Here is a 21124-nt window from a genome sequence, read left to right as displayed (position 1 = left end):
CACCCCACGATGACAGCTCGGGCGGCAAGCCATGGCCGATCTAGTCGTCCAGGCGTTCGTGGATAATCATTGGCAGGATGCACTCAACATCCACTTTGACGATCCAGGCAGGCATCCTCTCAACAGCCCCTGCAGCTGCCGCTACCTGGCGTCATTTCTCGCTCAGTACCTGTCCGAATCCGGCCCATCGCTGCAGCACGCCGTGAGCGCGAATTTCCCACTGAGCTGGGACGTTTTTCGTCTCCCGCATTGGCCCGCGTTCCTGTTCGATATCGTGCCCTCCGGTGCAGCGCGTCGATTCCTGCTTCCCCGTCTCGCGCTCGTAAGCGGGCAAGCCACCCAGCCGGCATTCGAATTGCTAGCGCGCTGTACCCTTGCTCCGATCGGTCAGCTGCGGATCCGCGAAGCAGCAACGATCGGCGAGGAGCGGGCGCCGATCGCATTCCGGCGAGACCAGGTCATCGATCAGGGCCCCGACTTCCTTGATCACGCCTATGCGCAAGGTGCCCTCCTAGGAAGCGCGACCGGCGCTGGGGGCGATGCGCCAAAGCTGCTGCTGACCCAGGGTACTCAAGGCGAGCTTTACCTGGACGGCACTCTTGCTGACGACTTGGCCGCTCGGCACTGGCTCGTCAAATTTCCCCGCAACCAGGGGCGCGCCGCTGACCAGGACGTGCTTCGTAGCGAGTACCGGTACTACCTGGCGGTGGATAGCCTGGGCCTGGAGACGATCCCTGTTGATGGGCTCATGCTCGAGGAAGGTAGGCAACCGAGCCTATGGTTGCCGCGCTTCGACCGCCGACCCGGTGCCGCGGGTCTTGAGCGGGTCGCTGTCGAGTCTATCTATTCGTTGACGGATACGCTGGTGCCCGGGAGCTACCTGGGGCACCTCGACGCTATTGAGGCCCTGGTAAGGGTGTGGCGGGCTTCCGGCCAGGACGCCGCTATTCCAGGCTTACTCGATGAGTACCTGCTGCGGGACTTGCTCAATCAGGTGGTGGGCAACACAGACAACCATGGCCGCAACGCTGCGATCTTGCGTGACGGAGAGGGCGTACGGCTGGCGCCGATCTACGACCTGGCGCCCATGGTGATGGATGAGCAGGGGGTCACCCGGGCCACCAGATGGCCGGCGCCGGTGGAGCAGGGCGGCACCATCAACTGGCGGAAGGTTTGCCAGCTGTTGGCGGCATGGGACGATCCGGAGAGGCTGTGGCTGGCGCTGAGGAAGAACGCGGAGCGACTGCGCGCGCTGCCTGATCTCCTGCAGCCGGTGCTGCCGACCAGTGCCTGGGAGCACCCCAGGATCCCGCTGCGGTGGCTAGAGGGTTACCTGCAGAAAGCAGATCTGCGATAGCGAGGCTCGGCGCCGCAGGTGGTAGGTGGGTGCGAGAAAACTCGCCGGGCGCGCCGGCGAGAGGGTAAGCATGAGGACAGGCCCGTGCGATAAGGGCCTGCTGAGGCGGGGGCTGTGGTCGGCCGGAATGGCTAGCTGGCGAAGGCCGCGGCCAGGGCTTTTGCGCGAGCTGACACCTTCAGCTGGCGCAGCTCGGCGTCTTCGATGGCGAGAGCGCTGATGAGCTCCTCAGCCAGCTGGTCGGCAGTGCTCAGATCTGCCTGGTCGAAGTCCAACTCCAGCTCCTTGTACTTGCTGTACGCGGTGACCTTCGAGGCAATCGCCTGGATGGCGAGAGGCCCGTATGCATCCGGATCCTCGTGGTAGAAGGCGAAGTCGCCGACGGCAAGGTCGCCCGCTTGGCTGTGCGCGCCATAGGCCTCGGCCAGGGTGCGAGCGTAAGCCGCCAACTGGTCATGGCTCGCCGGTGTTGCCGCTTGGCCGGCGAGATCGATCACGACTTCCGCCAGCTGCGCGGCGCTGAGGAGCGCCTCCGGCTCAAACGGCAGGATCTGCTGTTGCTTCGTCGACAAGCCCTTTACCAGGCCATCCTGGCTCATTACTTCGATGGCACCGAAGCGGGATGGCTCATCGCGATGAAAGACCAGGCGACCCGGCACGACCGTGCCCGGTGCTGTAGCGGTGGTAGGGGAGGCGAGGGTTTCGGTGGTCATGGTGAGGCTCCTGGTTGATATCTGCCCTCCACCCTGACACAGCTTTTCAGAACGCAAACGGCGGCTCCTCCGGTAGGGCTTGCGTCGAACTTTGAAATTGCTGCGAGATTCTGAAAATACCAAAACCGGAAATAGCCAATGACAACAATCTACCCATAGCTTTCGTCCACAACTCGAAAGCCTATGCCCACCTTGCAGCAGTCGTAGTCACTCATACCATCAGCGACCAACGCTGAATAGGATTGCCGGAAGCCTACCCCGGCTCTCGACCCACTTTGCGTATAAGGGGCCCATAGTTTGGCTGTATTTGAAGAAGCCACATGCGGAGAATCTCTCCTCTATAGGAATCGTCAAAGGCGGGAGCCATCTCGCTTGGCGTAAGTTGAGGGGTGAGGCGAACAATGCGTGCATCCGCCGTCGTAAGCCACTCGAAATGCCGTGAGACCATGCCAGCGGTCGATCCAATAATCTCGAACTCCTGCGCCTCATTGCGATCGAGCGGCTGTGCAGAAAACTCTATGAAGTCCACCCTGTCGCCGTCCATCTTCGCAATGGGGGCGTGTTCTTCCCAGGTTGAGTGAAATATCAGATAGAACGCCACTTGCCGCTCTAAGTCACAGAGTATCTCCTTCCCCTCAGAATAGAACGAGATGCCATTGATAATGAAATTAGCGATTCCGTCCTCGCTAATTGAATTTGGGCATTCTGGCTTTGCATGTATGCGGCATACGAGCGGGGGAACTACGCCAATTAATCGGTCGCCAAAGGCTCCGGCGATGTTTCGCTGCAAGGCCTCTGGAAACCGTAGATTTATCGTACCTTTTGGTGTCTCGAAGTCTTCTACCTTGTTTATGGTCCATTTCCCAAGCGACTGCCAATAAACGGCAATCGTGAGTGATTGACCCTTGAGATAGGCATAGCGCTTGAGCCTTGCTAAGTAATTCTTGCTGAATGTCACTGGTTGATTGAAGTTCTCCGTACGCGCGTGCTTGACCTCCACGAAGTAGCGCTCACCGGTTTTGAGCGCTACGAAGTAGTCAGGGGCTTGGACATCGGCCCCGTCATAAAGTGGAGCCGCTGTATCTTCTGGAGCAATAAGATCTGCCTGCCCTAACGAAGCCACCATGTACTCGAACATCTTCTCAGCCCGGCGGCCTATCAGAAGGCGCATATCCTCGATTCCAAGCTTGGTGGCTTCGTCAAAGGAAAACACCTCGCCAATGCGGTTAAGTGAAAGATTAAACTCCCGGCCAATATCCGCTGCCAAATCTAATGCACCAAATTTGGTTGATTGTCTTGTTACGCGTTTCATTAAGTTATTCCTCACCCAATCGTTACCTGATAAATGTAGCATGCGCATTGGATTGCGACCCGCATAAACGCTTCACAGCACCTGAACATGTCTGCTTTCAGACTTAAGCCGTCGTCTATAGGAAAACTGTGAGGGCTGCTCTTAATTGGTAACTGCCCACCGCCAACGATAGCTTTGGGTCGGACACTGACCCCTTGCGTTCTATCGGTTCTTCGTACGCTGTCTGCATCAACTGCAGGCCACCAAGATGAAACCCATAGAATCCCTCGCCCAGGAACGGGCTTTTTTCCCCCTCGAGCACTACCGCCAGGCGATCCTGTGCAAGGAGGCCTATCCCTGGGCACGACGGTACCTCGCATACCTTCCGGCGGACGCTGTTCGTGACGTGCTGGCCGCAGTGCCCGTTCACCTGCAGCCGTCCGTCCAGCTCATAGCCGAAGCTGTCCAGTGTGGTTGGTTCGTGGTGCCCAACGGCAAGAACGGGACGTTCAGCGCTCGCCAGTTTGCCGAGCGCTGGCGGATGGCCGCGGCGCTTCCGTGGCTGCCAGACATCCTGCAGCGCGCGCTACAGGCGGATGCACGGGCGCAGCGCCACCGCCCCGCGCAACGTCACACCTTCGGCGTGCGACGGATGCCCGGTTTCGTAGACCAGGCCCTGGCCCTGCCTCACCGCCTGTCTCGGCTCCCGCTCGATCACCAGGCCGGCGCCATCACGACGGAGCTCTGGTTCCAGGTACTGGCGGACGTGCACGCTGCGACCGCCGCGCTCACGGCGCAGATCGAGTGCTTTGCGCCGGCGTGGATGTGGGATCCGGCCGCGTCACTGGAGCACCAGGTCGAGCGCCTGCGGCAACACGGATGCGCGCACCTGCTGGTTGCCTACGTGTCGCAGACTCGGGACCGCTGGATCGATAGTCACGAGCAAAGGAAGCTGGAGGATGTGCTGTACCGAGGGCTACCGGTGCTGGAGTACGAACGGTGGTACCTGGAGAGGGCAGCGCGAGTGCGAGCAGAGGATGAGGCACGCTGGCGCGAGCACTTTGCCCGGATCCGCGAGCTCGCCGGCATCTTCGATGATGCTCGCAGCTTTGCTCGCATACCCCTGGCAAGGCTGGTGCGCGAGCTTTCCGGCGGCCGCTTCCTCCTGCGTCGCGAAGCAGCTTCGAACCCTGGGCTGGTGGTTACAATCTCCCCGAACTACTCGGTCGCTGCAGGAGAGGGGATAGACGAGCCATTCGCGCTCGCAAATTTCTGCCTGGCGCTTGCCGATGCGCTGGCCGATGTTCCGTGTTCCTTTCCTGGGTACCTTGAGGCGTGCCGCCAGGCGCGCGCCTCGCTCGTCGCGTTCCAATCCGACATGGATGCGCCCTGCGAACGTGCCGGCTAGCGCCTGAGACGAGCTAACTGCAGGTTCACACCCCTGGCCGGCGTGAACCTGGTCCGCAGCGGTGCTGAGCTATGCAAGGATGATGGTCATCTGACCTATAGGGGATACCAACGATGAAGGTACGCATTGAAGTAACAGCGGACGAGCTCGAGGACATGGGGTGCGACTCGGTCGAAGAGCTTGCAGCCCGCCTGCGGGAGCAGCTGGATACCGGCGTTGTGGGCGACGCCGGTGAGGCGGGTAGCGATTGGCTCGTCTCCTACGAGCTGACGGCTGAGCTCGGGAGCTAGAGAAAATGGAAATCATCCCCGCCTTCTATGCCGACATCTTTTACGCCCTGATGTGGCTCTGCGTGATAGCCAGCGTCTGCAACGCGAGTGCGTGGCTGTGGAAGCTCCTCATCAACCTGGATATCCGGCAGGACTACGCCCCGGCTCTGTGGGCGCTAGGCCTGGCGTTGGTGGCCTTGTTGCTGTGGTATGGCCAGGGCGCGCTCGGCGCTGAAGCGCCGCGCTATGAACGAGGGGAGGCGACGTTCATCACCTTCTGGATCTTGCTGTCGGGCGTCTGCCTCGTTGGGCCTTTTGCACTCCTTTTCCATCGTTCGCCGGACTCACCCAGAGGGCCCGGCGCGTAACGCTTCAAGTCGCGCGCCTACGCCTTCTGAACAGCTTGGCAATCGCCCAGGTCAAACGCTTGCCCGCCGGCCTGGAAGCTGACATCCAGGTCGGTCAATCGCCTGTAGTGGTTTTGCCTGTCCGGCAATCTCCAAATGCCACGCGGGCGAAGGGTTCCCTCGTATCGGGACGGCGGCTGCCGGGAGCTCAGTCGTTGGGTGGGCTTATCCCCTAGCCCCCCGTCAGCAGACACGCCGGTCAGGCCCAGCCCACGTCCAAAGTCTCGTTTCCTCAGATTTCCCGCCGCAGTAGGACCTTTAAGCGAGATCGGCGATCTCTATGACCTCGGTAACACGTTGCCCATAGCAAGGAGAGGTCATGGAACAAGGAATCGATCGGCTTAGAGCGGCTCTAGCGCCGTACACCACCACAGCTGCGCCACGTCCGGCTGACAGGGCGCTGGTGGTAACGGTCAGTTATGAGGAGGCGGAGGTCACGCGCGCTGTGAAGCTTGCGGACCTGGAAGATCCGGCCAAGCTCGCCGATGTCATCAACGATTTCAGGCGCGATGTGGCACTGGGTCGGGAGGGCGGTGAGGAGGAGCACGCGAAGCTGATGCGGCGCCTAGGCTCGCGCGGGTTGGAGTCTTTCAATCCAGAGCTGCATGCCGCGCGCAAGGCGAAATAGCTCATTCGGACAGGTACAGATAGTGACCGCGCCTGAGGCATCGTAAGGCGCGGCTATCGCTATTGGGGAGGCCGGCGGCCGTCCCTACTCCTCATCGCAGCGACACACCACTGAAGCCGAGCGCCATCGACAGCTGCTGCGCAGCAGAGGCGCCCAGGCGCTTCGCGAACCGATCAAAGGCATTGTCCTTGACGGTGAAGTCGACCTGGCTGGTGGCGCCCACCAAGTCCCGGGCGACATAGTCGACATCCCCCAGCTTATCGATCAGCCCCAGCTGCTTGGCCTGCTCGCCGGTCCAGATCAGGCCGGAGAAGAGCTCCGGATGACCGGCATCCTTTAGGCGATCGCCGCGGCCGGTCTTTACCGACTGGATGAACTGCTGGTGTGTCTGCTTAAGCACGTCGTTCCAGAAGACGGTCTCTTCAGGGTTCTTCGGCTGAAACGGATCCAGGAACGCCTTGTGCGCGCCGGAGGTGTAGGCCCGGCGCTCTACCCCGACGCGGTTCATCAGGTCGACGAAGCCAAACGACGCCGCCGTCACGCCAATGGAGCCGACCAGCGAGGCTTTATCGGCCACGATCTCGTCGGCGGCCGCGGCGATGTAGTAGGCACCTGAGGCGCCCAGGTCCTCGATGACGGCGTAGACCGGCACCTTCGGATGCAGGCCGCGCTGGCGCTTGATCTCGTCGAACACCTGGCCGGCCTGTACCGGGCTGCCGCCGGGCGAGTTGATCTTGAGGACCACGGCCTTGGCGCGCTCGTCATCGAACGCGCGCCCGATAGCCTTCTTCAGCGCGGCGGCGTTTGCCTCGGCGCCGTCGGCGATTTCACCCCGCACCTGGATGACGGCCGTGATCTGCTTGGCTTCAGCCGCCTCGTCGAGTTGCAGGTGCTCGACCAGTACCGCACCTGCAACCAGCAGCAGGCCGGTACCCCAGAAGGAATACTTGAGCAGCTTGAGCCGACGGGAAGCGCGCCGCTCTTTGATGAGGTCGCGGATGAGTTCGGGAAGCAGCGTGTTGTCGTGTTCGGACATTGGAACCTCGTGGCGAGTATCAGACCTCCAGTGTCGCGAGACCTGCGCCGAAAAAGTCACGAGTTTGCCCCTCGGAAGGGCGTGTACTGGCCCAGTTCCCGCCCAGGAAAGGCGTGAATCACCAGCCCAAAGAGAGGTGGCGCGCTGATACTGAACCCTTCTTCCAGTCGGGATTCCAGCCATGAAATACGCGCTCGAGCACAGGGACGGTCGCACCCTGCCGGTCGATCCGGCCATTTATCTCAAGGCCATCAAGGCCCGTTTGGCATGCGCCCAGGCGCAAGGTGCCAGGAGCATCTGGATCGACCACCGCGATGGGCTGTGGCATGGCAAGGCGACCCATACCGCACTGATCAACGCCTTGGAGCAACTCGCTGCAGAAGGGTACGGATTGAGTTGGGACGAGATGCGTGGCATCCAGGTGCTGCGGTTGGATGTCGATCCGAAAGTGTCCCTGGCGCCGGCGGCCGTCCGCAGCGCGCTGGGCCTGGTCGAGACCTGGGACACCACTCCCTTTAAAGCCCCGGAGCCGGTGGTTGCGCCAGTGAGCCATGGTAGCCAGATGGGCGACTACCTCCTTTTCCTGGTGCTGATTGCATCCCTGGCCGGCGCCCCCTTCGGGTTGGCACGTATGCTCGACGCGCCTACACCGGGCCCCTGGCTACTAGCCTTCTACTACGGCGTGTTTGGACAGACCCTCTACACCTGGGGCTCGGTTCTGGTGAAGGGCTTCTTGGCTGCAGAACGTTCGCGCCGGCACACGCCGCCGGCCTGATACGCCACCGGCGCCTGTCGATGGCGCCCGGTGCTGGCGGCTGGCTAGATGTCCTCTTGACGCCGCGTGCTACCGCAATGACAGTCAGCGGCCCACGTTTCGGAGGGTGAACATGACTCAACCTCGTGCACGGGCACCGGGCCCGGCTACCGACCGACCGGCGCGCGGTCAATCGGCGCCGGCGGCTGACCACGATGCGCACTCGCTGGCCCGGCAGCTCCTAGCAGAACTCACCGGCACGCCTGGTGAGCTCCAAGCCGAGCTCGAAGCAGCATCTCGGGCAATCCCCGAATCCCCTACCAAGAAGGGCGTGAATCGCCGCTTGCGTTGAGAGCTGCAGCTGCACACTAGGCGGACCGCCCGGGTCGACGCCTTTGCTGCCATGTGGGAAAGCGCGTTGATCTGGGACGGACCATTTCTATTGAGGACGGCCCCATGCTCGACCTTTACAACATGATCGGTGCACTGATCCCCACGGCTGGCCCCACCAAGGCCCATCCAGATGACGCTTACCGTGAAGGCTACGCCGCCGCGGTTGACGACGCGCTGAAAAAGGTCGACCAGGCGCCTGATGCATCCACGGCCGCGATCGCCTTCGCGCTGGAGACTGACGAGGGAATGGCCTTCCTGCGCTGCTGGAACGAAGGAGACTTCGACGTTATCCGCCGTGAATGGCCGGAAGCGCCGGATGATGTCTTCGAGGGCGCCGATCCGCTGTTCAAGCGATCGCCCTCGAAGGTTTCGGCTGGCTAGCACCCCGCCGCGCGAGGCAGCCGCTCATGCTCATCCACCTGGTACCACGGTTCATGACCTGCCCGGTCTCGGGGCCGCACGTCCAACTGATCGACCTGCGGATCGACTCCATCGGCCTGCTCCTGCGTGATCGAGTGGACCTGGCCACGCGCCGGGCGATGCCGAACAAGCGCATGGCGATCGGCTGCAGCAAGCATGGCCGCCTGGCGCGGGTAGGTCTGCTGATCGATACGCGCCGGCCGGCCCAGCCATTCACCGTGGTGTATCGCTGGGCGGTAGCGGCGGAGCAGCTGATCGTGCATCGCGTGCACTATGAGCTGCTGGGCGAGCCGGACGCCTACCAGGTCGTCTCAGACAAGATGGCGACCTGGCCGCAGCGGCCGATGGAGCACCAGGATTCGATCCCGACCTTCGTCCAGCCGCGGCTGGAGGCGACGTGCCTGGTACCCCGCGACAAGGTCGTCAACCAGCGAGTAGGAAGCAACAGGCTGCTGCTCGAGCGCGAGGAGTCGTTCCAGGTCCCGCTGCTGGATCGGGGTGATTGGTTCAAGCGGCTGAACGAGTCCCTGGGTGATAGGGCGCCACGCATCGAGGACGTCGTGGCCTGTCCGCTCGGTACCGCAAGCCAGGGGATCGATCCCTATCCCTTTGCTGGCGGCGAGGACTAGGCCGGGGTGCTAGCGAAAGATTCTTTCGGCTTCCGAAACAACTGCGAAATCTAGCAACTAATTGCGACGGCCCTGGAGGAGAAAAGCACTCAGATTCGAGGCCGGTGGTGTGCAGTGGGGCTTTCTATTGTGTCTGTGACTGTCGGCAACCGACTCAAATAATCGGCTCCCGACAGGCCCGGCGCACCGGGCTTGCCTTGGGTCCCGTTGGAGCGATCAGCGAAGATCGACGGCTCCAGCAGCAACCAAAAGATCGGCATCGGTTTTACTGATCACAGCTTGAGCTGTTCCGCAGACGAACACTGGGCCTTGCGGATGTCCGCCTTTTATCGTCACTTTGTCGAAGGCAATATTAAAAGTCACCGAGTCGACGACGATCGTCGATGTGGCTTTGTGAATTGCTACTTTGCTAACCATGGTTATTCCTCCATCGTACTCCGGCCAATCCGAAGTGTTTCTACGGGCTTGGCCCCACGTTTGACGGTGGGGCATGGGGTGCAACTGAACGATTTCCTTCTTACTTCGCCAGGTCAGGCTTTGCCGGCTTCGAAGCCTGGGACTTGAGGTAATCGACCATCACCGCGTTCACGTCCGAGGTCTTCGCCTCTCCACCGCGAGGCCAGTGGTTGGAGCCGGGCTTAGCGAAATCTGCTTTGTTGGTCATTGGAAATTTCCTATGTAGCACCAGGTGGTGAAGGCAGGGGCTGCCAGTGAGTGACATTGCTATCCCAAAATTCGAATTTTCCTTTGTTGCCGGAACCCTTGTTCCAAACGGCACACTCAGAGATCAGCCCGCGACTGTGATGCTGGACGGCTACGATAACCACCAATCCATCAAGCTCGTTGCCTGGCTTCTTCTCGCTGTACTTGATCCATTCACTCACAGCTTTTTCCTTTATCAGTTTGCAGGATTGGCCAGCGTTTCGCGTTTCGCAGTGCTGTCCGCGGATACCGCCGTCGACCAGGTCAGCCGCTCGCCAGTAATCAGGGCTGCACCTTGCTTAGCCCCGCGCTCGGTGCGATAGAACCGCGGTAGCTCATCGAAGTGCTTGCCGCGTCCCGACCATGCGCAGTCGAGACGGTGGTGGCCTTGGGCATCACGCTTGATCCACAGGGCAATCCCTTTCTCGGTTTTGGCTTCAAGTCTGCTCACGACGCGGCGTTTTCCTAATCGGTGGTGATGTTCCGGCAATGAGGGCAAGCCCATACAGTGTGCCCATCCTTCAGGTACTGCTGCGAATAGTTCGCCGTGCCTACCGGGCAGGCTGGACAGGCTCGAAGTTTCCCACAGCGATTAACGAGAACTTCTTCATAGCCGCCCAGCTTCATGGCCATCACGAAAGGCGTAATCACTGGATCGCGGGGGCCTCGGTTTGGATCGCTCATCGTCGCGGCGCATCGTTGCCGGCCTTGTTCAAGGAGCGCGGTCGACATCTGCATACAGAATTTTCCTCGGGTTCGTTATGGACTCAGCGTCTCACGGGTCGCCGGAAACGCAAGGCCATGATCGGGCACCAATCAGCGTGCCAGCAGGCCACTCATGAACATATGCTCGGAGGGCAACGGCCATGGTCGAAATCCCAACGCTGTCCCGGCTTTTTCCCATACGCCAGTAGCTTGGAACCTTTCGCCCCCCCTGGACACCGCCCGGCCGGATCGCAGCTGACGCTACGCCTTTGTAAGATTCTTACACGGTGGAATGCCGGACAGCGTCCCAACGCGCTCAGGGGCTAGGCCTCGGCCGCCTAGTGCAACTGAGCGATCTCGCGCCCCGGATCGCACGAGCTGCTTGAAGCGTCTTTTGAATGCCAAGCGCGTGAAGACCGGCGCCCAGGGCACTATCTGGTTGGGAAGCGGATGGATCCCCTCGAGTGACGGCCACGGGGGGCCTGGGGGTAGCAGGTCGCGGCGCTCGGTTGCCATCAGCACCAGGTCTGCCTCCTTGATGCTGGCCGGCATCTGCGCAGCAATCCCGAAGCGCGCGGCGATGGCCATCCAGATCCGCGCCTCGATCACCTTGAAGCCGGGCAGCAGGTCCTTGAGAGGACTCACCATGTCGCCCACATAGGCCTCGGCGGCATCATGCAGCAGCGCGTGAAGCGCATCCGCTGGCGGCACCAGGTGGCTGGCCAATACGCTGTGCTGGCCAACGCTGTAGTGGGTCTGGGTGTAACCCGCGAATCGGCAGATGTTCGCCAGTGCATGGGCGATGTCTTCCAGCACCACCATGTCGGCTTCAGGGGCCAGCAGGTCAAACTGCTTTCCAGACTGGGTGAGGATCCAGCTTGCGCTCATGCGCTACTCCCGTGAGGCAAAAGACCAGGTAGTGGCCAACGTAACCCATCTCCGTCGACGCGCTAGTGCCAATACCCGCCTGTGGCGGGGCCTCAATAGCGAGGGCGCTCCTCCGCCCGCGCAATGCTCCCCGCCGCGGGATCGTGGACCGCAGCCGACGCTCAACCGGCGAGCTGGGCGCAGCGCAGTGCCAGCTTGTGGTGGTAGTCGGCACCGGTGCAGGTGCGCTCCAGGCGGATAACTTCGTCGAGCGCCACGTCGCGCCCGCTGCATTCGGCGGCGGCCCGGGCCAGTGCTGAGCACATTCGGACGACATAGCCGGGCGCGAGATATTGCGGATCCCGTGCGAGATCCCCCTTCGTGGTACCGCGAGCTTGTAGCGCCCGTTTGATGATTCCCGCATACGGTTCATAGTCCATCTGGGGCACGATCCTTTCCTTCAAAGTTTCCGCGTAGCGTAATGCGGTCCGTACCAGATGACGTCCGCCGGCGGCACGCGTGGCCTTCTGCGTCTTTTCGATCACGCGGCGAAGGCCATCGCGCGCAAGAGTCAGGCTGGTCGCCTCTCCGTCCGTGGCTTCGAAAAGCGCGTACAGAATACCGTCGGCTTCCTGCAAGGCATCCAGGTCCTCGGCCGACACGTAGATCGTTGCGCCGCTCATGGCTGGTCCGCCCGGGTGTTCTGGGCTGTGTTCATCACTAAGCGGCGACGGTGCTGCATCGCCTCCACCGTTGCGCCTTGAAATGAGTCGTTCACGTCGTTCTTCTCCTGAGCAATGGGTGTTGCTCCGATCGGCCAGGCGTCGCCGCCACCGGCCGAATCGGTGACTTGACGCTATGCCGCAGCTGTTCGCCGCGGAGTGGCCACTGCGGCGCGCCAGGGGTCGTTGGCCCGGGCAATCGCCGCCATGTGCGGCGGGGAGACGCTGTTGCCGCACATGTGGACCTGTTCGGACTTGGTGAACGGCTCGCCGTCGTGGCCAGATTCGATCTGGTAGGAGTCCGGGAAGCCCTGGGCGCGGTACAACTCTCGCGGCTGCAGCATGCGCAGGCCGATGTCGACCACGACGTAGGGGGTGCCTTGAATCGTTACCGTGACGAGCGCAAGGCGGTCTTTCGTCGTGACGGTGGGGGAGGGCTCATCCGGCCGACTGGTGTTGTCCGCACCGTAGTAGCTCATCAGGAAGGCGGCGACGCGCAGGGCACCGGCTTCGACTTCGGGCGAGAGCTGCAGCTCGACCACCGAGGTCTTGCCGCCGCCGCCAGCGGTGATGGTCGGCGCCGGCTCGTCGATGCGTTGGCCAACGGAGCCGCCGAACTGCCGGGACAGGAAGGCGGTGATCGCGCCGTGGTGCTGGCCGGAGGCACTGATGGTGTGCAGCGGCTCCTCGAGTGAGCGGGCATCGCAATTGCCGCGCAGATGGGCGAGGGTGGCCACCGCCAGACGCTGTTGGCTGCCCGTGTTGGTGATGGTGGTCATCGGCCGCTCGACGCTGTGTGCAGGCGTGGTGTTGAAACCGCCGTTCGCCTGTTCCAGGAACGCCGTGCAGACGCCCATCGCATGTGCTGCGCCGGCGGGGCGCTGGCAGTCACCGCCACTGGTGATGGTGGGCATCGGCTCATCGGCAGCGGCGCCGGCGGAGTCGAAGCGGAATTTCACCAGGTGCGCAGCCGCGACCGCGTGCTTGATCCCACCGGCCATCACCGTGCCCAGCGGCTTGTCCAGGCCCGGTACGCGCGGTTCCTGCCCCTGGCGCTCGCCGTAGCCCACCGATACGAGGGTCGGCGCCACCACCGCGCGGTGGTTCTCGGTCAGGATGCTCCCCAGCGGGGCGCCGGCGTCGGCAGGATTCCCTGCATAGGCCGGGCCTCCCAGGCCGATCAGCGTGGGGCTGACCAGCATCTGCTCGCCGCGGTTGGCGCACGTCACGGTCGGCAGTGGCTCACGCGGGTCGTGCACCCGATCAGCGCCCTGGTGGGTAGCCGGCGCGATGATCGGGCTTGCCACCGCGAAGGATCCGCCTCGAGGCCAAGCCGTGATGGTGTGCAGCGGCTCACCCACCGAGACGGCCGCCTCTCGGGACCAGTTGGCGATCGGCACGATGAAGGGATCAGCCGACTCCAGGACGAATTTGCGCAGGCCCTTGGCGACGCGGCGAAGTGTGGCCGCGGCCAACGGCTTTTTGCGCTTGAAGATCGACGGGCACGGGACTGACCAGTCGATGCACTCCGCGGCGACGCGCAGCGGCTTCTGTCCCTTGGCCGGCTTCTTGGCGTGGGTCTGTGCTGGCCAGACGATCGGCTGACCGTCGCAGCGAGCGATCATAAACAAGCGCTCGCGGCTAGTCGGCGCGCCATAGCTGGAGGCACGGCCCACCTCCCACTCGACTTCGTAACCCATGCCCTGCAGCAGTTGCACGAACCGGCGCCAGGTTTGCCCCTTGCGCTTGGGGTCAGGCACCAGAAACTGGTTGTGGACCGGCACCTGCTCACCGACGTCAGCTACCCGGTTCACGAACTTCTTGGGCTTCGTCGGGTGAGGGATACGGTCCAGGGTCACGACCCGGCCGGTTGCAGGGTCGCGCTTGGCGATCAGCGGGCCCCACTGCAGGATCTGCTTCACGTTCTCGAGGCTGATAACCCGTGGACGCTTCTTGCCCGCCCATTTCAGGCCTATCCAGCTGAGGTTGCGGATCTCGTGCTGCCGCGGCTGGCCGCCGGCCGCCTGGCTGTGGTGGGTGCAGTCGGGCGACATGTGAAACCAGCCTACCCGGCGGCCGCCACATTCCGTGTCCGGGTCGCCGTCGAAGACATCGGTGGTGAAATGCCGCGCCGCCGGATGGTTGGCGGTGTGCATGCTGATGGCTTTTGCAGAGTGGTTCTTCGCCACGGCGACCGGGCGTCCCAGGCCCATCTCGAGCCCGGTACCGGCGCCGCCGCCGCCACAGAAGAAGTCGACGACGATCTCATCTTCCTGGGCGGTGAAGCTCAGGCTGTACTGAGTCTTGAAGTCGACAGGTGGTTGCTTGCGGGGAAATGCGGTCATGGGGAGGAGCCTCAATGCGTCGAGGCGCCAGCCGCCTCATGACGCCCATCCTCCAGGCATCTCTAAAAACGCAAGCTCATGCCCTTTCCAGAGAAAGCCGCCCAGAGAAAGGCGGCGATCCCAGTGCCCGAAGGCGACGACGAAAGATTCTTTCGCCGAGCGCTGCTAGGGCGTCGTCACCTTGGCGCGGACCGTCACAGGTCTGGACTCCACCGTCTTTATCTGCAGCGGAGTCGTTGCAGTGGGCGCATCGTTGATAGCCCGCACCAGCACCGTCACCCTTGCAGCAGCCGAATAGGCACCCTCGGGGTCGCGTGCCCGGTAGGTGAAGCTGGCTGTGCCATTCCAGTCCTTGGCCGGCTCGAAGCGCAGATTGGCGCCCTGGATGGTTGCGATACCCACGGTCTTGAGTGGCGGAGAGACCAGCTCGAAGTAGGAGGGCGGCGCCGAGTCGATGTCGGTACCTGACAGTGTCGTCTCAACCGGCGTGTCCTCGTCCGTGGTCAGGGAAACCGGCTGGACGACGGGCGGATCATTCACCGGCATGACGACGATGGTGACCGTGCCGGTACCCGACGTGGCACCGCGGTTGTCGGTAACCTGGAACGTCAGCGTTGTGGTGCCAGACCAGTCGGCCGGCGGCCAATAGGTGATGGTCGAAGTGCTTTGAGTGATGGAGCCGACGCTCGGCTGTTGGAGGATCGTGTATCGGCTGATACTGCCGTCCGTGTCCACCGCTTGAAGGCTGAATTGACCTACGGTGTCTTCGTTCAGGGTAGCGGTTGAATTCAGGGCCGTCGGCGGCGAGTTCGGGATGACGCGGGTGATCTCACACATGTTACCGGTGTAGTGAACATAGCGCGCGGTAACGACATAGCTTCCGTAAATCTGGCGGGCAGAGTCGAGGCACTCTTTATCGAAGGTTGCTTGGTAGCCAGCGGGCCCGCCTTTGGACCTCACATCCGCGTCGGCCGCTTCATTCCACCGCTTGCTGAAGCTGGCATAGGTATCGTTGTACTTAGGGATGTCTCCTTGCCAATAGTCCCACCCGCCTTGATCGGGGCAGCGTCCCACGTTGGTCCCGTACTGCCGATAGACGGAGATGATGTGGTTCTTCCAGCCGGCGTCGAGCCCGCCTCTCCAATACCCGGGGGAGTTCGAGTCGCAGATGAAGGAGTTCTGGCTGAAGGTCGTGCCGACCTCGTCCGCACGTGATAGCGCGCTGAAGAGGCTGACCAGCAGGAGTAGGGCCGCAGCGACGATCGTGATCGGTGCAGGTGCGGTTGGGCGCGAAGGCATAGCCACCTCGGCATAGGGGAGTAGGACAAGTAAACGGGACATGGGATAGCCCTGGGGCGTGAGTTCACGCCGTGGAAAGGGATTCAACGGACCGTTCCAGACGTACGGGCGTCGATGAAGTCGAGGATCCGATTGATCCTCCACATCGCGTGACGACGTGAGCCCGGCATCGATCGAGGTGTTTTTCGCATCGCTCGGACCAATAGCCGTCCAAGTTGAGCCGCCGGCCGATCCGAAAGCTCCAAGGCCTCGAAGGCATCCGCTGCGTCCTGCAGCTGCAGGAAGTTGGCGACGTAGCACCAACGCGTGGCCAGGCGAAAGCGCCTGGTGGCGGGCTGGAAGAGCAGGTAGACCCGCTCGCCGCCGGCGGTGAAAGAGCTGCGTAGTACTTCCATAGGGCGCCTCACATGACTGGGTCAGTCAAGGCTATGTCCTATCTCCAGAATGCAAGGCCGGCTCAACGTCACTGGATGACCCGGGCACGCGTGGTCACTGGCACCGACTCTTTGGTTCGTATCTCCAACGACACCTCGGTGAGCGCTGGGGCGTCATTCACTGGCCGCACGGTGACGGCGACCACCGCCGGCGAAGACCAGGCGCCAGCGGTGTCCTGGGCGCGGTAGGTGAACTGGGTGGCGCCGTTCCAATCCTTTGCCGGTTTGAATGTGGCGTTGGCGTCGGCCAATGTGACCTGGCCGACCGCCGCCGGCGGCACGGCGACGAGTTGGAAGACGGTCGGAGCAGGTGAGTCAATGTCCGTTGCGGACAACAGCACGCTGGCCTGGGTGTCCTCATCGAGGATCAGGCTCTTCGCCTCGGCGACAGGGGCATCATTCACCGGCCGGATGGTGATCGACACGGTGGCCACGTTCGACCAGGCGCCGCTGGGGTCCTGGGCGCGATAGGTCATGGACGTCGTGCCATTCCAGTCAGCTGCAGGCGTAAAGACGACGGTGTTCCCGGCGAAGCGCGCGGTACCCGCTGCAGCAGGCGCTGCATTGACGATCTGGTAGGTGAACGTCGAGTGGTCGTCGGTGACTGGCAGGGCGCCGCTGACCGGCGTGTCCTCATCGCCGGCGATCGCCAGGTTGGCGGCTACCGGCGTCCGGTTGTAGCAGGTGGCGGTATCGGTCCAGGCGGACTCATTGCGCCGGCTGCCGTCGCTGTAGACGTCATAGGTGCGGCGCTGGGTCCAGGGTCCTGTTGGGGTCGCAGCCGGGCAGGCGAGCTGCCGCGTCTCCGATGCGCTCGAGGAATAGACCGCGGTGCAGGTGTTGCCCGTGGTGGTCCAGCCGGAGTCATTGCGCTGGCTGCCGTCGGACCACACCTCGTAGGTCCGCCGCTGGTTGATAGTGCCCTGGGGCTGCGTAGCGGGGCAGTTCTGGTATCGGTACTCGGTCTGGGTCGAGTTGTAGACGGCCTGGCAGGTGCGGCCGGTTTCGCTCCAGCCTGAATAGTTGCGACGGCTGCCGTCGGACCAGAGCTGATACGTTCGACTCTGGGTCACCGATCCTGCGGGCTGGCTGATGGGGCAGTTCGTTTGCTGGCTCTCGGACTCGGTCCGAACGTAGAACACGTTCGCTGCCTGGCAGATCGCCCAGGTATACGCAGTGCCTCCGCTGTCTGGTTGCGATGATGAAAATGGTCCTACGAAGTAGCGCCTTCCCTCTCGCTCGACGATCGCGGATCCATCACCTCCCCACTTCGATCCCGGCCAGTCATCCCAGACCATCCACGAGGCGTCCGGCGGACCGAGCACTGCGGTGTAGCCGTTTGCCGCGGAGCGGGTCGTGAAGTAGCCATAGGAGCAATCAGCGCCTGACATCAGCTCCGGGTGATAGCCCTGCGTCGGCGGGTTGGGATATGCCATGCCGTAGTTGGGCGACACGAGTGCGCCGCCAGCGGACAGTGCGATCAGCAAACGACGGATCATGTTCACTCCCCCTATGGAGCGGTCAGCGGATAATCACTGCCCGTGTGGTCACCGGCAGGGATTCCTTCGTCCTTATCTCGAGCGAAACATCGGTCAGCGCAGGCGCGTCGTTTACTGGCCGCACGGTGACAGCCACCGCCGCCGGCGCCGACCAAGCGCCAGCGGTGTCCTGGGCGCGGTAGGTGAACTGGGTGGCGCCGTTCCAATCCTTGGCCGGCTTGAAAGTGGCCGTGGGTCCGGCGAGGGTGACCTGGCCGACCGCGTCCGGCGGCACGGCAACGAGCTGGAAGACTGTAGGGGCAGGAGAGTCGATGTCCGTTGCCGACAGCAGCACGCTGGCCTGGGTGTCCTCATCGAGGATGAGGCTCTTCGCCTCGGCGACAGGGGCATCATTCACCGGCCGGATGGTGATCGACACGGTCGCTACGTTCGACCAGGCGCCGCTGGGGTCCTGGGCGCGGTAGGTCATCGACGTCGCGCCATTCCAATCAGCTGTCGGCGTGAAGACGACGGTATTACCGGCGAAGCGCGCGGTGCCCGCGGCTGCAGGCGCCGCGTTGACGATCTGGTAGGTGAAGGTCGAGTGGTCGTCGGTAACCGGCAGTGTGCCGCTGGCCGGCGTGTCCTCGTCGCTGGCGATCGCAAGGTTGCCCGCGACGGGCGTCCGGTTGTAGCAGGTGGAGGTGTCGCCCCAGGCCGACTCGTTACGATGGCTGCCATCGGTGTAGAGGTCATAGCTGCGGCTCTGGGTCCAGGTGCCGCTCGGCGTCGCGGCCGGGCAGCTCAGCTGACGGCTCTCCGATCCCTTGGACGAGTAGATCGCGGTGCAGGTATTGCTGGTCGTTCTCCAGCCGGAATAATTGCGGCGACTGCCGTCCGACCACACCTCATAGGTCTGCTGCTGGGTGATGGTGCCCTGGGGCTGCGTCGCCGGGCAGTCCTGATTGCGCGACTCGGTTTGCGTCGAGTTGTAGACCGCCTGGCAGTTGCGCCCTATTTCGCTCCAGCCAGAGTAATTGCGGCGACTTCCGTCGGACCAAACCTCAAATGTGCGTTGCTGAGTAATTGAACCGTTGGGATGAGTCGCAGGGCAGTTGGCCTGCTGTGTTTCCGACTGGGTGCTCTGATAGGTCGGACCAAAGTCACCGCAAAGCTCGGACATGTACGTCCCAACGAAATTTTCGTTGGTCAGTGCCCCCGGCCGATAGGTCTTTCCATCAGATGCTACAAAAGGCCCTGGATGCTCAGGGTTGTAGCGACTCACGATCGATAATTCCTGACCGTCGCGGAAGACCCGCACATAGATAATGGCGTTGTAGTCGTCAGGCTCCTCCGAATAAAAAGTCCCCCTATCAAACCGACACGTGTCGGCCAGCGCCGTACCGCCTACGAGCGCTAGAGCCAAGAATAGAAGCGCACGTAGGCTAGGGGTCGTAGCTCGACGTTTGGGGAGAAACCAGGAGGTCAGTGGCATGAGCGAGGTCGATGATTGTTCGTACCTTGACGTTACCTCCGGCCCGGCATGCTAACGCCGCCAATTCGCTCCCAAAAACGGCTTGGATAGCATCGTTTCACAGCTGAAATTTGGACGAGTTGCAATTTTCAGAAGGCTGGCACGCTGTAATTTTCTGAAGAGAGCTACCGATGTCCGCCAACCACTTCTCCGCCGCTACACGCCGCATGTGCGGCCACACCGATAACGCGTCCTTCCACTACCACTCCAGCAAGGCCCGGCAGGACGAAGAGCGCTACGCGCGCTACTCGCTATGCAGCGATTGCTCCAGGCTGTTGCGATCGGCCTGGACAAGCGCGTCGGCGGGGAAGGATGTCGCCGATTCGGGACTCCCTGACCTGTGGGGTGGCTCTGCCAAACAGCAGGCCTGGGCGGACCGAATTCGCCGCTCGCGGCAGCAGCTGGTTTCGGCCTTCCGCGTTCGCGCTGCGGCGACGCAAGAGCCGCTACTTGAACTGGCGAGCCTCACTCTCGACCTGATGTTCCGCATCCAGGATCCGGGCTTCTGGATCGCGTCCGAGAAGGCTGGCTTTCACGTCGACTCGCTCAAGGTCGATATGGAGCTGCTGCTGAAAGGCCGGCTTTCGCCGCTGGATCGCACAATGGCCGGCTCGGTCATCGGGTACTGGCTGCAAGCTGATTGGTCGGCCGTCAGCTCAATAGCACGTGACGTCAGCGATCGAATCAAGCCGCGGATTGCAGGGGACCAGTCAGGGGAGACGCCCGCGTTCATGCAGACGGCTTAAGGTGGCGCGCCCGGTATCACCGAGGAGACGCTGGTGTGGGATTAGGAGCGACTTGAGCTTTGCCGGCACCGCGCCGACGCGACTCAGGTGTTCCTGCGAGAGGGTAGTGGTAGGCCATCCCTGGCCGGAGTAAAGCTATTCCTGGTCGACGTTGTTGCCTTTGCGCCCGTCCGGGTTCGCCCGAACATAGGGCGTCCCATTGCGGGTCACGATCCCGAAGTCCGGGTGCTTCCCTGCTTCGACCTCCCGCACCAGTTGGGGCCGCGGGACATTGCCCCGGCCCGGGATGGTGTAGGACTGGTTCTCGCCGTTCTTGCCGTCACCGTTGCCGCGAATGTGCTTGGCCATGCTCAGTCCTCCCCGAAATCGAAGACAAGCTGTGGCTGTGGCAGGCTGCGGTAGTGCTGGCGGACGTTCTCCCAACGCCCAAGGCGGAAGCGCCGATAGCGGTGGACGAACACGGTTTTGATGCGAGGAATGCGCCGAATACGGCGACGTCTTACGATGTGGCTCATAGTCTGTAAATCCTAAAGACAGACGTTATCGGAGGGTGAGCGATCCCTCAGCCGTCATCAAAACGCGTTGACGTGATAATCACGCGAGGCGTTAAATACGGCCTTCCGAAGTGCTGCTCACCAGTGTCATTTCGGAGCCACGGGTGGCTGCGGTGCGCCGTCGGAAGCTAGTCGCAGTCCACCCGTATCCTATCTCCAGGGGAGCCTAGGCCACCCTCATCTCCGGCATCCATGCCAAGCCAACTCGTTCCGAGGTGGCCCTTTATCATCACATCCTACGTTTAGTGCCTTCTGCCATCCACAACACAAGCAGTGGGGTTGTTGTGCTAGGTCATGGTGTTGACCTATCACACTAGTATTAGGGCGACAGGATAAGCCCTCCTCGCTAGGGGAGACAGTCTTGACATAGGGGTGTTTCGCCGTCCCAGGCGATGCCGGGAAGTCGCTATATATGGTGTTGTTGGGAGTCAAC

At 62.4% G+C, this 21124-nt stretch carries 26 protein-coding genes; 9 read left to right on the top strand and 17 right to left on the bottom strand.

Annotated elements, in window-relative coordinates; genetic code table 11:
• The first annotated feature begins 31 nt into the window (after window positions 1–31).
• Window positions 32–1357 carry a type II toxin-antitoxin system HipA family toxin gene (locus LRS53_RS22225; RefSeq protein ID WP_231357362.1) on the top strand — a complete coding sequence of 442 codons (1326 nt, stop codon included), beginning with the start codon at window positions 32–34 and terminating at the stop codon, window positions 1355–1357.
• A 131-nt stretch (window positions 1358–1488) separates the two neighbouring features.
• Here LRS53_RS22225 and LRS53_RS22220 read toward each other — a convergent pair whose 3' ends face one another.
• Together LRS53_RS22220 and LRS53_RS22215 are read right to left on the bottom strand one after the other, a co-directional pair.
• Window positions 1489–2070, bottom strand: a complete 582-nt coding sequence (locus LRS53_RS22220; RefSeq protein WP_231357361.1) for a hypothetical protein — start codon at window positions 2068–2070, stop codon at window positions 1489–1491.
• Between the two features lie 253 nt (window positions 2071–2323).
• Window positions 2324–3382: a hypothetical protein gene (locus LRS53_RS22215; RefSeq protein ID WP_231357360.1), complete on the bottom strand. Its 1059-nt coding sequence runs from the start codon at window positions 3380–3382 to the stop codon at window positions 2324–2326.
• A 247-nt stretch (window positions 3383–3629) separates the two neighbouring features.
• Here LRS53_RS22215 and LRS53_RS22210 point away from each other — a divergent pair, with 247 nt between their 5' ends.
• From LRS53_RS22210 to LRS53_RS22195, 4 genes are all read left to right on the top strand, one after another.
• Complete coding sequence (locus LRS53_RS22210) at window positions 3630–4769, top strand: hypothetical protein (RefSeq protein ID WP_231357359.1); 1140 nt, start codon at window positions 3630–3632, stop codon at window positions 4767–4769.
• Between the two features lie 113 nt (window positions 4770–4882).
• Complete coding sequence (locus tag LRS53_RS22205) at window positions 4883–5059, top strand: hypothetical protein (RefSeq protein ID WP_231357358.1); 177 nt, start codon at window positions 4883–4885, stop codon at window positions 5057–5059.
• Between the two features lie 5 nt (window positions 5060–5064).
• A complete protein-coding gene (locus LRS53_RS22200; RefSeq protein WP_231357357.1) occupies window positions 5065–5406 on the top strand; it encodes a hypothetical protein in 342 nt (113 codons plus the stop codon).
• Between the two features lie 358 nt (window positions 5407–5764).
• Window positions 5765–6073 carry a DUF3509 domain-containing protein gene (locus LRS53_RS22195; protein ID WP_064306899.1) on the top strand — a complete coding sequence of 103 codons (309 nt, stop codon included), beginning with the start codon at window positions 5765–5767 and terminating at the stop codon, window positions 6071–6073.
• A 91-nt stretch (window positions 6074–6164) separates the two neighbouring features.
• On the opposite strand, the gene sppA is transcribed toward LRS53_RS22195, so the two are convergent.
• Complete coding sequence (sppA, locus tag LRS53_RS22190; protein WP_231357356.1) at window positions 6165–7109, bottom strand: signal peptide peptidase SppA; 945 nt, start codon at window positions 7107–7109, stop codon at window positions 6165–6167.
• 181 nt (window positions 7110–7290) lie between these two features.
• Between sppA and LRS53_RS22185 the strand changes: the two genes are divergently transcribed.
• From LRS53_RS22185 to LRS53_RS22175, 3 genes are all read left to right on the top strand, one after another.
• Window positions 7291–7884, top strand: a complete 594-nt coding sequence (locus LRS53_RS22185; RefSeq protein ID WP_231357355.1) for a hypothetical protein — start codon at window positions 7291–7293, stop codon at window positions 7882–7884.
• 435 nt (window positions 7885–8319) lie between these two features.
• Window positions 8320–8637, top strand: coding sequence for a hypothetical protein (locus LRS53_RS22180; protein ID WP_231357354.1), 318 nt, complete (start codon window positions 8320–8322; stop codon window positions 8635–8637).
• Window positions 8638–8663: 26 nt separating this feature from the next.
• Window positions 8664–9305 (top strand): DUF6012 family protein, encoded by a 642-nt coding sequence (locus LRS53_RS22175; protein WP_231357353.1) that lies wholly within the window; start codon window positions 8664–8666, stop codon window positions 9303–9305.
• Window positions 9306–9521: 216 nt separating this feature from the next.
• Here LRS53_RS22175 and LRS53_RS22170 read toward each other — a convergent pair whose 3' ends face one another.
• The 12 genes from LRS53_RS22170 to LRS53_RS22115 all read right to left on the bottom strand — a co-directional run bounded on the left by LRS53_RS22170 (window position 9522) and on the right by LRS53_RS22115 (window position 19142).
• On the bottom strand, window positions 9522–9722 hold the full coding sequence (locus LRS53_RS22170) for a hypothetical protein (RefSeq protein WP_231357352.1): 201 nt from the start codon (window positions 9720–9722) through the stop codon (window positions 9522–9524).
• Between the two features lie 100 nt (window positions 9723–9822).
• Window positions 9823–9969, bottom strand: a complete 147-nt coding sequence (locus LRS53_RS22165; protein WP_231357351.1) for a hypothetical protein — start codon at window positions 9967–9969, stop codon at window positions 9823–9825.
• 10 nt (window positions 9970–9979) lie between these two features.
• On the bottom strand, window positions 9980–10189 hold the full coding sequence (locus tag LRS53_RS22160; RefSeq protein WP_231357350.1) for a DUF551 domain-containing protein: 210 nt from the start codon (window positions 10187–10189) through the stop codon (window positions 9980–9982).
• Between the two features lie 14 nt (window positions 10190–10203).
• Window positions 10204–10458: a hypothetical protein gene (locus LRS53_RS22155; RefSeq protein WP_231357349.1), complete on the bottom strand. Its 255-nt coding sequence runs from the start codon at window positions 10456–10458 to the stop codon at window positions 10204–10206.
• A 14-nt stretch (window positions 10459–10472) separates the two neighbouring features.
• Entirely contained in the window at window positions 10473–10745 is a 273-nt protein-coding gene (locus LRS53_RS22150) for a hypothetical protein (protein ID WP_231357348.1), read from the bottom strand.
• Window positions 10746–10973: 228 nt separating this feature from the next.
• Entirely contained in the window at window positions 10974–11600 is a 627-nt protein-coding gene (locus tag LRS53_RS22145) for a phosphohydrolase (RefSeq protein WP_231357347.1), read from the bottom strand.
• Window positions 11601–11761: 161 nt separating this feature from the next.
• Window positions 11762–12262 (bottom strand): hypothetical protein, encoded by a 501-nt coding sequence (locus tag LRS53_RS22140; RefSeq protein WP_231357346.1) that lies wholly within the window; start codon window positions 12260–12262, stop codon window positions 11762–11764.
• Window positions 12263–12435: 173 nt separating this feature from the next.
• Window positions 12436–14646, bottom strand: coding sequence for a DNA cytosine methyltransferase (locus tag LRS53_RS22135; RefSeq protein WP_231357345.1), 2211 nt, complete (start codon window positions 14644–14646; stop codon window positions 12436–12438).
• Window positions 14647–14811: 165 nt separating this feature from the next.
• Window positions 14812–15987, bottom strand: a complete 1176-nt coding sequence (locus tag LRS53_RS22130; RefSeq protein WP_231357344.1) for a tandem-95 repeat protein — start codon at window positions 15985–15987, stop codon at window positions 14812–14814.
• 41 nt (window positions 15988–16028) lie between these two features.
• Window positions 16029–16340, bottom strand: coding sequence for a hypothetical protein (locus LRS53_RS22125; RefSeq protein ID WP_231357343.1), 312 nt, complete (start codon window positions 16338–16340; stop codon window positions 16029–16031).
• A gap of 68 nt (window positions 16341–16408) precedes the next feature.
• Window positions 16409–17878: an Ig-like domain-containing protein gene (locus tag LRS53_RS22120; RefSeq protein WP_231357342.1), complete on the bottom strand. Its 1470-nt coding sequence runs from the start codon at window positions 17876–17878 to the stop codon at window positions 16409–16411.
• 22 nt (window positions 17879–17900) lie between these two features.
• Window positions 17901–19142 carry an Ig-like domain-containing protein gene (locus LRS53_RS22115; RefSeq protein ID WP_231357341.1) on the bottom strand — a complete coding sequence of 414 codons (1242 nt, stop codon included), beginning with the start codon at window positions 19140–19142 and terminating at the stop codon, window positions 17901–17903.
• Window positions 19143–19522: 380 nt separating this feature from the next.
• Between LRS53_RS22115 and LRS53_RS22110 the strand changes: the two genes are divergently transcribed.
• Window positions 19523–20137 carry a hypothetical protein gene (locus LRS53_RS22110; protein ID WP_231357340.1) on the top strand — a complete coding sequence of 205 codons (615 nt, stop codon included), beginning with the start codon at window positions 19523–19525 and terminating at the stop codon, window positions 20135–20137.
• A gap of 135 nt (window positions 20138–20272) precedes the next feature.
• On the opposite strand, the gene LRS53_RS22105 is transcribed toward LRS53_RS22110, so the two are convergent.
• Both LRS53_RS22105 and LRS53_RS22100 read right to left on the bottom strand, forming a co-directional pair.
• The gene (locus tag LRS53_RS22105; protein ID WP_231357339.1) at window positions 20273–20485 is read right to left on the bottom strand and encodes a DUF3892 domain-containing protein; all 213 of its coding nucleotides are present in this window, start codon (window positions 20483–20485) and stop codon (window positions 20273–20275) included.
• Between the two features lie 2 nt (window positions 20486–20487).
• Window positions 20488–20652, bottom strand: a complete 165-nt coding sequence (locus tag LRS53_RS22100; RefSeq protein WP_231357338.1) for a hypothetical protein — start codon at window positions 20650–20652, stop codon at window positions 20488–20490.
• Between the last annotated feature and the right edge of the window lie 472 nt (window positions 20653–21124).

The sequence above is a fragment of the Pseudomonas sp. PLB05 genome (genome assembly GCF_021106615.1).
Lineage (GTDB): Bacteria > Pseudomonadota > Gammaproteobacteria > Pseudomonadales > Pseudomonadaceae > Chryseomonas > Chryseomonas benzopyrenica.
Note: the sequence above shows the minus strand (reverse complement) of the source record. Positions and strands in the feature narration are given on the sequence as shown.

Excerpts from the sequence above, each read along its gene's own strand:
- LRS53_RS22225 (WP_231357362.1), top strand. The coding sequence starts at position 32 with ATGGCCGATCTAGTCGTCCAGGCGTTCGTGGATAATCATTGGCAGGAT.
- LRS53_RS22220 (WP_231357361.1), bottom strand. The coding sequence starts at position 2,070 with ATGACCACCGAAACCCTCGCCTCCCCTACCACCGCTACAGCACCGGGC.
- LRS53_RS22215 (WP_231357360.1), bottom strand. The coding sequence starts at position 3,382 with ATGAAACGCGTAACAAGACAATCAACCAAATTTGGTGCATTAGATTTG.
- LRS53_RS22210 (WP_231357359.1), top strand. The coding sequence starts at position 3,630 with ATGAAACCCATAGAATCCCTCGCCCAGGAACGGGCTTTTTTCCCCCTC.
- LRS53_RS22205 (WP_231357358.1), top strand. The coding sequence starts at position 4,883 with ATGAAGGTACGCATTGAAGTAACAGCGGACGAGCTCGAGGACATGGGG.
- LRS53_RS22200 (WP_231357357.1), top strand. The coding sequence starts at position 5,065 with ATGGAAATCATCCCCGCCTTCTATGCCGACATCTTTTACGCCCTGATG.
- LRS53_RS22195 (WP_064306899.1), top strand. The coding sequence starts at position 5,765 with ATGGAACAAGGAATCGATCGGCTTAGAGCGGCTCTAGCGCCGTACACC.
- sppA (WP_231357356.1), bottom strand. The coding sequence starts at position 7,109 with ATGTCCGAACACGACAACACGCTGCTTCCCGAACTCATCCGCGACCTC.
- LRS53_RS22185 (WP_231357355.1), top strand. The coding sequence starts at position 7,291 with ATGAAATACGCGCTCGAGCACAGGGACGGTCGCACCCTGCCGGTCGAT.
- LRS53_RS22180 (WP_231357354.1), top strand. The coding sequence starts at position 8,320 with ATGCTCGACCTTTACAACATGATCGGTGCACTGATCCCCACGGCTGGC.
- LRS53_RS22175 (WP_231357353.1), top strand. The coding sequence starts at position 8,664 with ATGCTCATCCACCTGGTACCACGGTTCATGACCTGCCCGGTCTCGGGG.
- LRS53_RS22170 (WP_231357352.1), bottom strand. The coding sequence starts at position 9,722 with ATGGTTAGCAAAGTAGCAATTCACAAAGCCACATCGACGATCGTCGTC.
- LRS53_RS22165 (WP_231357351.1), bottom strand. The coding sequence starts at position 9,969 with ATGACCAACAAAGCAGATTTCGCTAAGCCCGGCTCCAACCACTGGCCT.
- LRS53_RS22150 (WP_231357348.1), bottom strand. The coding sequence starts at position 10,745 with ATGCAGATGTCGACCGCGCTCCTTGAACAAGGCCGGCAACGATGCGCC.
- LRS53_RS22145 (WP_231357347.1), bottom strand. The coding sequence starts at position 11,600 with ATGAGCGCAAGCTGGATCCTCACCCAGTCTGGAAAGCAGTTTGACCTG.
- LRS53_RS22140 (WP_231357346.1), bottom strand. The coding sequence starts at position 12,262 with ATGAGCGGCGCAACGATCTACGTGTCGGCCGAGGACCTGGATGCCTTG.
- LRS53_RS22135 (WP_231357345.1), bottom strand. The coding sequence starts at position 14,646 with ATGACCGCATTTCCCCGCAAGCAACCACCTGTCGACTTCAAGACTCAG.
- LRS53_RS22130 (WP_231357344.1), bottom strand. The coding sequence starts at position 15,987 with ATGTCCCGTTTACTTGTCCTACTCCCCTATGCCGAGGTGGCTATGCCT.
- LRS53_RS22125 (WP_231357343.1), bottom strand. The coding sequence starts at position 16,340 with ATGGAAGTACTACGCAGCTCTTTCACCGCCGGCGGCGAGCGGGTCTAC.
- LRS53_RS22120 (WP_231357342.1), bottom strand. The coding sequence starts at position 17,878 with ATGATCCGTCGTTTGCTGATCGCACTGTCCGCTGGCGGCGCACTCGTG.
- LRS53_RS22110 (WP_231357340.1), top strand. The coding sequence starts at position 19,523 with ATGTCCGCCAACCACTTCTCCGCCGCTACACGCCGCATGTGCGGCCAC.
- LRS53_RS22105 (WP_231357339.1), bottom strand. The coding sequence starts at position 20,485 with ATGGCCAAGCACATTCGCGGCAACGGTGACGGCAAGAACGGCGAGAAC.
- LRS53_RS22100 (WP_231357338.1), bottom strand. The coding sequence starts at position 20,652 with ATGAGCCACATCGTAAGACGTCGCCGTATTCGGCGCATTCCTCGCATC.